The organism is Phascolarctobacterium succinatutens CAG:287 (assembly GCF_000434895.1).
Lineage (GTDB): Bacteria > Bacillota > Negativicutes > Acidaminococcales > Acidaminococcaceae > Phascolarctobacterium_A > Phascolarctobacterium_A succinatutens_A.
Window position 1 is genome coordinate 1 of record NZ_FR892782.1, and the last position, 3,172, is coordinate 3,172.

At 34.9% G+C, this 3,172-nt stretch carries 4 protein-coding genes; all 4 read right to left on the bottom strand.

Annotated elements, in window-relative coordinates; all coding sequences use genetic code 11:
* Window positions 1–73: 73 nt before the first annotated feature.
* Window positions 74–1,054, bottom strand: a complete 981-nt coding sequence (locus tag BN587_RS04180; RefSeq protein WP_021719894.1) for a nucleotidyl transferase AbiEii/AbiGii toxin family protein — start codon at window positions 1,052–1,054, stop codon at window positions 74–76.
* Window positions 1,051–1,713 (bottom strand): hypothetical protein, encoded by a 663-nt coding sequence (locus tag BN587_RS04185; RefSeq protein WP_021719895.1) that lies wholly within the window; start codon window positions 1,711–1,713, stop codon window positions 1,051–1,053. The genes BN587_RS04180 and BN587_RS04185 overlap by 4 nt, the downstream gene beginning before the upstream one ends.
* A 218-nt stretch (window positions 1,714–1,931) precedes the next feature.
* Entirely contained in the window at window positions 1,932–2,255 is a 324-nt protein-coding gene (locus BN587_RS04190; protein ID WP_021719896.1) for a hypothetical protein, read from the bottom strand.
* A gap of 133 nt (window positions 2,256–2,388) precedes the next feature.
* A partial coding sequence (locus BN587_RS04195; RefSeq protein ID WP_303684834.1) for an ArdC-like ssDNA-binding domain-containing protein occupies window positions 2,389–3,172 on the bottom strand: 784 nt, incomplete at its 5' end.

The following is a 3,172-nucleotide window of genomic DNA, read 5'->3' on the forward strand; positions in this document are numbered from 1 at the left end:
TGTTTTGCCAATTGGCTAAATGAGGAATTGACTCTCACCTGCATGGATTGGATGACCTTTAGTGAGCCCAATCCTATAGTTTCAAATCGCGCCATACAGTTTTATTTTTTAATTCTGCTTCAATTTCACCAATAGCCTTCTCTGCATCGGCAAAGCTAATCCTATCCTTGTCCAACAATACATACTGTTTCTGCATGATGTTGTACGCATCCTTAACCATAGATTTATGAATAGAATCTTTCAAAAAGAGAAACTCATCTGGCAGAACATTGGGTATACCATCTAGCCTTTGCAGTTCCTCCTCAAGCCTTATCATTACAAGTTTACGAAGGTGCTCATCATCCCTAATGAATTTCTTGATTTTGGGATGCTCTTTCATCACCGACAAATCGTAGATATGCTTAGCCGCTTCAAATGCTCTATTACCAACATTCGCATTTCTTATATAGGCTTCTGCAGCAAAAAGTTTATCAACGAAGATTCTCTCTAAAGTTATCGTATCAACAGTAAATGGTTTAATCTGATATGTATCTTCCAATATACTTTTGAATCTAGCATCAGCTAGCTCATAAAGCATAGGAGTTACCTCTAACGGTGCCACCGGCTCACTAATTGTAAATGATGTTGCCTCAATTTTTACGTTACCAAATCTCTGCAAAGCATCATTTTCGTCAATAACAGTAACTGGATTATAGTTGTACACTGCTATTACCTCAGATCTGTGTGTTACTCCCTTGCTCGCATCACGTTCCAACGATACATACTTCTTGGTAGCCTTTTCAAGCAACTTATCACTTCTTGTGCGGGTGCAATTTCTTGTATCAACAGATAAATCAATATCTTCTGAAAACCTATTTGTAGTTTTCAATGCTTTGTACAGAGCTGTTCCACCTTTAAAATAAGCTGGTAATCCATCCCGCTGCAGTCCAGATAGTTCTTTTAACAACAAAACTACATAATAGTCTTTTTCTAAAACATCCTTACGATACCCAGTCTCATTATGTATTGTTTCTAGCAGTACTCTGAAAGCATCCTGATCGTTATGTAGAATCATGCCGCCAATCCTCCTGCAATCGCTGTTTTACTCAGTTGCTTAACTGTATTTCCATTGTAATACTCTCCCGCCAAAGCTAAAAGCATTCTGTAGGACAATCCCAATTTATCTATTAGTTCTGCAATTATTTGGTATGGTTCTTCGGCATCCACAGGTGCTCTGTTAAGAAGCTCTAAAACATCAAGAATCTGTAGATATTTTTTATTATCTTTATTTACAGCTATCTTAGGAGCTTTGGTGACAATACCAAGCACTTTATCCTTTCTAGCACCATGAGCAACCACATTAGTTACAATAACCTTCTCATTAGGAATTTGAGTAGTCAGTCCCCATTTATGCAATAAGGACAGCCCGGATTCATATCCATTATCACCAGTTAGGTACTTATCCGCAATCACTGCTTCTTTATCAATACCCAATTCGCCAAACGGAGTAACCTTAGTTCTATAATATATTCCCTTTTTATAGAACCGAAAGTCATTTATCAGCCTACCATCTAAAATTCTCTTTAAGGCAACTGCTGTGGCCATTGCAGCTTTTTTTGTAGGCATAGCAAACCTTTCTGCGACTTTTTGGGCGAGTCCAGCAGAGTAAATAGGCTTTGCTATTTCGCTCTGCTTAACCAAATAACAAATATAATCCATATAAGATAATTCCATCTCAGCACCTCCCTGTGATATATTGCAGCGTATGTTTACTTTATTTTTATGTTTTTATTATATCATTATTTATCCCATAGTCAAGTGCCACGGATAACGTTAGTAATGAAGATAACTAACATTATTTTTATTATTAACGTTAGTTTTATTATGTTCATAACTAAAATAATTGCTGTTATCCTTATTATTTTCGTAATGTTACTAACGAAAATAATAGATTAAGCGATTTGGCTATGTTGATAAGCTACGCTTATATCAATACCATTGACATAGATATCGAAATCCGAATCATCGAGTTCATACTTTGTGCAGATAAGTGATACTACAGCCTTAAGTTTTTCGTAATTAATCATGTCAAATAGTTCATCAAGATTACAGCCGCTTCTGACAATATATTTTACTTCGTTATATGCTGTTTCTTCAGTTTTATTATCTTCATCATAACCTAATTCATAGTATTTTAGTAATTCTTCTTTTACTTCTTCTCCTTTATCTAAAACTAGAGGATTCAAGTTCCAATAACTATAGTCCATGTTTGACATATTTTTCATCCTTTCATAACGAAGATTATGTTAGTTATAAAAATAACGTTAGTAATGAAGATAACTAACATTATTTTTATTATTATAGTTATATAAGTAACGAAGCTAATTTTAGTTATTTCCATTACTTATATTATGCTGCTGTTTTCTGCTCTTTCTCTGCAATGCTGGTAATTTTTTCTACTACTTTTTGTACAGTGTTCAGTACGTTTGTGATAGAGATAATGACGTTTTTATCTTTTTTCCCTTTTGTATATGTTTTGATATAATCATATGCTTGCTGTTCATAGCCACTTATGCCAAGCATTTCTGTCAGCACCGCTGCACTAAGTTCAGCAACAATTTCTGCTTTATTGGTATCTACATTCTTCAATGGTTCTATAGTGTCATGTACCGCATGAGCTAATTCGTGAAAGTACACTATGTAGTCTTGGGAACATAATGTTATGCTTTTATCCCAAGGACGATAGTAACCATAAGCATTTTTATGTATGGGCTTCCATTTTACTTTAATACCCATTTTTTCAGCTACATCTAAAAATGGTGGGAGCTCCTGGGGTTTATAATCATGGTGCAGGATTTCTTTGCCTTCAGTGCTTTCATATCTGAATACCGGAATAGGTCTGAATCCGGTAATGATATATTCATCTTCATCTTCTTCGTTTTTGATTTTTTTGGTGTTTGGTGCAAGGATATAGAAGGCTTTTTCGCCTTTTTTGATATGTCTGCCAGCCTCTTGCCATTGTTTGTATCCTCTAGCGTCAGTAGTGTTGCCTATCATGAGCATAATAATTTTGTTTGTGATGCTCCAATTATCACTAGGTATATTTTCATCCACTCTCTTGATAATCGTTAAAGCAAGTTTTTGAGGAAAATCTTTATTTTGGAACATATTGATTAAATTATTTATAGCTTCG

Bases quoted from the DNA above. Each gene is read 5' to 3' on its own strand.
- BN587_RS04180 (WP_021719894.1), bottom strand. From the start codon at position 1,054: ATGATTCTACATAACGATCAGGATGCTTTCAGAGTACTGCTAGAAACA.
- BN587_RS04185 (WP_021719895.1), bottom strand. From the start codon at position 1,713: ATGGAATTATCTTATATGGATTATATTTGTTATTTGGTTAAGCAGAGC.
- BN587_RS04190 (WP_021719896.1), bottom strand. From the start codon at position 2,255: ATGTCAAACATGGACTATAGTTATTGGAACTTGAATCCTCTAGTTTTA.